Consider the following 5,520-nt stretch of genomic DNA (forward strand, 5'->3'; position numbering starts at 1 on the left):
TCGCGTTGCGCTCCCGCAGAGCCCTATCCTTCGCGATGCGTCCGAGTTTTACTCAACCAAATCTTGAAATCCAAACCTCCAAAACCCTAAATCCTCACACCCGGGGACGGGTCCGTTTGATTCGACCCCAGACGGGTCAATTTGATTCGACCGCTGGCAGCGAAGAGGCGTTTAGGGGTGCGCCGCCGGGATTTCACCCCTTCAGAACAAGTCGAGAGCTCGTCAGTACGACAAGTCGCATTTTATCACACACAATCGCGTAAACAGGCTATTACGTATGATATCCATCATCGCTATTGCTAGTCATGGCGACGCCCCGGACACCATTGACCTCGTTCGCAGCGCCGAGGCGCGGCGTTCACGCCGCTTCAAGGCGTGTCTTCAACGGGGCAAGGGTGCTGCCAGGGCGAAGTCATTCACCCAGGGCGGGCCATGGAGTGGGAGGAAATCGCCGCGGCCGATGGGCGCGAGCGGAAGCGCCGTGAACGGCGCGCCCCGACGACTTGCCGAGGCACCGGTTTGAGATGGGTCCGGACGACGTCTTCGTCGAATCCGAAGCGACGACACGGGTCGTGTGCCTTCGGATGACGCGTTCGCCCCCCCCACGTGGCGCCAAGCCTGCCACCTCAGACAAGTCGGGGCTACCCCGTTGCTGATCGGTTGTGATGAACAGGATTGTATTCATCAAATGACCAACTAATTTCCCGTCTGCCATGCATCTCAAGCCGCACCGGTGTCCATCGTCCCTCCACACCTTCCGCTGTTCCTTCCTCCGCGTAACCACCCGAGTCTGTGGGTTGTTGCCGATCTGGATGGTGGGGTTCGGCCTGCTCGCGAAGGAGTTTGCGCCTTACGACGCCGACCGATTCTTTGACACGGCCCGGTTGGTGCGAGTCGATTTGAAGATGGCTACCGAGGACTGGAACAAAATGCGTGTGCAGGAACGCTCCTTGATCAAGACATTGCGCACGGACTTGCCTGCCAAGGAACGCGATCGCTTCTTCGAGGATTTTCGGGCGGAACTCGTCGTGGATGGCATTTCCCTCGGCTCTGTGTCTGTCCGGAAAAAGGGTTTCGTAGGCTCCCTGAGTCCCGACCGCCCTTCGCTCAAGATCAAACTCGACAAGTATGACAAGGAGAAGCGATTCGCAGGATTGCAGACGCTGACGCTGAACAATAACCGGCAAGATCCGTCGCGTCTGAACCAGGTGATCGGCTACGCATTGTTTCGCAAGGCGGGGTTGCTTGCCTCCCGTTGCAACCTGGCCTTCGTGACCCTCAACGGCCAGCCACTCGGCATCTATTCCAATGTGGAGTCGGTGGACGCCCTGTTTTTCAAACACCGCTACCCGCAGGACGACGGCTCCCTGTGGGAAGGCACGGTTGCGGATTTTTCTCGCGATGGCATTCCTCGGTTTGAGTGGAAATTCGGTCCGCAGGGAACTGCGGAGCCGTTGTCCGATGTTTTGGCGGCCCTGGAGCGTGCGGATGAGGAGGTCCTGGGCGCGCTGGAAAAGGTCCTCGATGTGGATGCCTTTATGCGTTTCTGGGCCATGGAGGTTCTCGTGGGCCACTGGGATGGCTATGCCAGCAACCGCAACAACTACTTCATCTATTACCACGCGGCGGCTCGCCGTCTAAAGTTCATCCCATGGGGAATTGATCAGTTGGCCGAAGAGAAGAATATGTTTTGGGGCGATCCTTCGTTCGTCCCCCCAAAATCTGTCAAGGCAGCAACCTCCTTGACGCGGCGACTGTACAATCTGCCTGCAGGGCGCGAACGCTATTTCGCCGCGATGCGTGCTTTGCTGAAGGAGACGTGGAACGAGGGGGAGCTGAAGGAGCAATTCCAATCACTTCACTCGTTGCTCAGGGGCTATCCTTCCAAACCGAGTGACTTCGACGGACAGCGACACGCCAGCCTTGAGGAGTTCGTCAAGACCCGGCGCGTGAACATTGAGAAAGAGATAAAACCACCGTACCCCGAATGGACCCTGAAACCGTTCGAGAAAATCGGCGCCATTGCAAAGGTAGGCGCGCTCGACTTGGAATTTGCCCTCGCTTTGAAAAAGCCTGGAGCCGCGGATGGGAAACTGGAAGAGGCGCAAGGCAAAGTTCAGATCGCGTTGATCAAGGATCGGAACCCGGTCCTTTTTGCCAATCCAACGTTCAAAATCGGTTCTGAGAAGACTCCTTGGGGTGGCACGAAATGGACTGTTCTCATCAGCCGAGCATCGTCGGGGCCGAAGGACCCAGCCACGGTGGAGGTAACGTTTTACACGGGCTTTCCAGGGGCTGATCCCACTGGGAAACCGATGCGACTCGACGCCTTCGCGAGTCCCGCTCAGGCACGCTTGCTTGAGCCTGTTGCCAGCGGGACAGTGCCCAAAGGGCTTGCCATCACGGCGGGCCAGTTGCGGTTGATGAGCTTCGATCCTGGTAAAGGCGTGGTCGAAGGGAAGCTCAGTGGCGAGCTGTTTGCTTCGGATCAGGAGGGCGAGGCGAACTGAATCCAGTTGGGGTCCGGATGACGCAACCCAGGTGGAAACCACACGGCCAGATTGAGAAGAGGCAGGGAGGAGAACGCCCTTATCACGAATTCCACGCGGGTTGCATCCGCCCGTTTGCCCCAGAGCGCTGAACCGATGCCTGCGAGCCCAAGCGCGATCTGGCCTTCATCCATTCGCCGTCCCCAAGCACACCCGCGCATTCGAAGAACGAGGCGAAAGGAACGAAGGAAGCAAAACGATTCAGGCGAGATGGCCTGGGATTTGCAGGATCACGGCGGAAATTGCGGTGCAGACCGCTGCCCAAGATGAAATGATCCTTTTCGCACTTTTATGTCACTTTTTAAGACTTGACCCCATTGACGCCGCCCCATTGACCTCCGCCCCAACCAACGAAACGCAACTCAAACTCGTCCCGCCAGGAATCCCAACGGGATTCCGACTCGAAGCCCAAGGTTGCGAGGAACGAGCTACCTTGGGTCACAGTCAGCCAATGGAAAACAACCCCACCGGGGTTGTGACGAAATCCTATTTCCGTTTGGCGGGGTTAAGCCACAACCGCGTTGCGGTTGAATTCATTTCCAAACGGCAACCCAAGGTAGCTCGTTCCTCGCAACCTTGGGCTGAAGGACACAATCCCTTTGGGATTGAAGGCGGGATTCCGTCGTCGTGGGCCTCGCCCATTCCATGGCCCATTGAGAAAAACACGACGAAGAACGAGGCCTATCCTTGATCCTTGAAACGGCAGTTGAAGTCCCCATACGACTCGAAGTGCTTGCTGCACTGGCAAATCCAACTGCTCCACAGTTCACCTTTTTTGGTGCCAAGTAGCGATTTCATAAGCTGTTGCAACAAAGCGGATGGGGTCGCTTTTACGGGGCCCACTGCCGTTTTTATGACGCTGCCTCCGGTGAGTGATTCGGAATGGGTTTATCGCCAGGACCTTGCGAAGTTTCATGAAGGGAAGTTGCCGTGGTAAGCAAAAATCTCCGCCGGGCCAGGGTGCGGGATGGTGAGTAGCTTCAGCATCAAGTTAGTCAGGAAGATTACCGGTGCAGGCGCCTCCTTCGATAACGCGTGCCAAGGAACTCGTCGCGTTGCCGACCGCCCCCTGAAGGCGGGTTGTGTTCCAGACTTTGGAAACGCCTGCGTTGTAAATCAGGCACTTACGCATCCCAAACCAGCCCAGTTGCGAAAGACAGGCTAAAGGCATCGATCGGAAAACAGAGCCCCGCATTCGTTGCCGAATGCGGGGCGTGAAGTTGCGAAGAGGCGTGGATTTCGGGATTAGTCGCAGTGGACCGGACCAATCAATCCGTTGTTGTAATCATCCAAGTCGCCGTGCCAATTCAGGATGGTGTCCTGATCGGCCGCGGAGAGGGACGGCCAATCCAGCCAATTGTGCGTGGCGAGGAAGGCGTCGATATCATCAATGATCCCCGCGACGGCGGCCGGATTGGTGCCCCTGAGGATGTTCAACTTCGCGGCCAAGAGCTGGGCGTAGAGCTTCGTGATACCGTTGGACGGGGTTCCGAAGACGCTCTGCTTCAGCACATCCACTCCCATGTTGGCGGTGGTCACCACCACCGTCTTGGCGCCACCCGTATCCCCAAGATGAATCGGGAGCGGGCGAATCGCCGACTTACGGGTCTTGTAGTATCCGATGGTTCGTGTGCAGCCACCCGTCAAGACGGGCGGGGCAGAGCACTTTTCACCGAAGTTGTTTTCCGTCCCGACTGTTCCCGAGATCACGACGATGTTTGAGAATTTGTCGTTCGAGGTGGTCCCTCCCGGAGTGCCAATCGTGTCCTTGCCGTCGAGGTGAGTTCCCGGCTGGGTTTCCGTCAGGGTGTAGGTGCCGGGACGGAGCTTGATAAACATGTAACCACCATCCGGCCCTGTGTAAGCCACCACGTTGACCGCTGCCCCGAGATCGTCGGTTCCAGTCAGGGTAACTTTGACCCCGCCCAACCCTGCTTCACCCGCCTCGCGCAACCCGTTGTCGTTGCAGTCCAGATAAACGTAGCCGGAGAGGGAGGCGAGCAGCACGGGCAGTCTTTCACCGAAGTTGTTGTTTGCACCATTGACGCCAGCAGCCAGCACGATATTGCTGAACACGTCATTGGACGACGTCCCACCGGGAGTACCGATCGTATCGAGGCCATCCACATAACCCGCAGGCTGGGATTCCGTGATCCGATAGGTTCCTGGAAGGAGGTTATCGAAGTTGTAGAAGCCGTCGGCGTTGGTTGTGGTCGTGATATGAACTGGGGCTCCGTTCGAATCAACTCCATCGAGAACGACCACGACATTGGGAATGCCCTGTTCGCCCGCTTCCTTCAATCCATTGTTGTTGTGGTCCACATAAACGAATCCTGAGATGGACGCGTTGCCCGGATCGGTTCCGCCGTCGTCGCAATGGCCGGGTCCGATGATGCCGTTGTTATAGTTGTCGATTTGGGTATGCCATCCGAGCACGAGACCCTTCTCGGCGGAAGACAACCCACTCCAATCGTTATGATCGTGCGTGGCCAGGAATAGGTCAGCTTGGGTAATGAAGCTGGACACGGCTGCTGGATCCGCATCGTTGGCGATACTGATTTTCGCGGCGAGCAATTGAGCATAGAGCTTGGTAATTCCATTGCTTGGCTTGCCGTAAGTTTTCTGGCCGAGCACGTTCACTCCCATTGCGGTGGAGGTAACGACCAGAGTCTTGGGACCTCCCACAGTGCCAAGATAAATGGGCAATGGTTGAATCGCGGCAGGATGATTCTTGTAATATCCAATCGTGAAGGTGCATCCACCACCCGTTTGCTCGAGCACCAAGCCCGCGTCCACCGTCAGATTGCTGTCACCGGCGGCGAGCACGTAGTTGCCGGTCATGCCGGTCGCGGTGTCCGCATCGCTGTCTGTCGCGTCGGCTCCTGTGTCGGCCACAGTGCGGACGTAGCCCGCCAGTGTGCCGAAGGTGACTTTGTAGGTGCCAGGAACCAAGTTGGTGAACAGGTATTCA

General features: G+C 57.3%; 2 protein-coding genes. One reads left to right on the forward strand and one right to left on the reverse strand.

What is annotated here, in order from left to right; all coding sequences use genetic code 11:
• Positions 1-713 precede the first annotated feature (713 nt).
• Positions 714-2,510: a hypothetical protein gene (locus FJ404_19170; protein ID MBM3824974.1), complete on the forward strand. Its 1,797-nt coding sequence runs from the start codon at positions 714-716 to the stop codon at positions 2,508-2,510.
• Positions 2,511-3,794: 1,284 nt separating this feature from the next.
• Here FJ404_19170 and FJ404_19175 read toward each other — a convergent pair.
• On the reverse strand, positions 3,795-5,520 hold a 1,726-nt coding region (locus FJ404_19175), incomplete at its 5' end, for a hypothetical protein (GenBank protein MBM3824975.1).

This window comes from Verrucomicrobiota bacterium, assembly GCA_016871495.1.
GTDB lineage: Bacteria > Verrucomicrobiota > Verrucomicrobiia > Limisphaerales > VHDF01 > VHDF01.

Bases quoted from the DNA above. Each gene is read 5' to 3' on its own strand.
- FJ404_19170 (MBM3824974.1), top strand. From the start codon at position 714: ATGCATCTCAAGCCGCACCGGTGTCCATCGTCCCTCCACACCTTCCGC.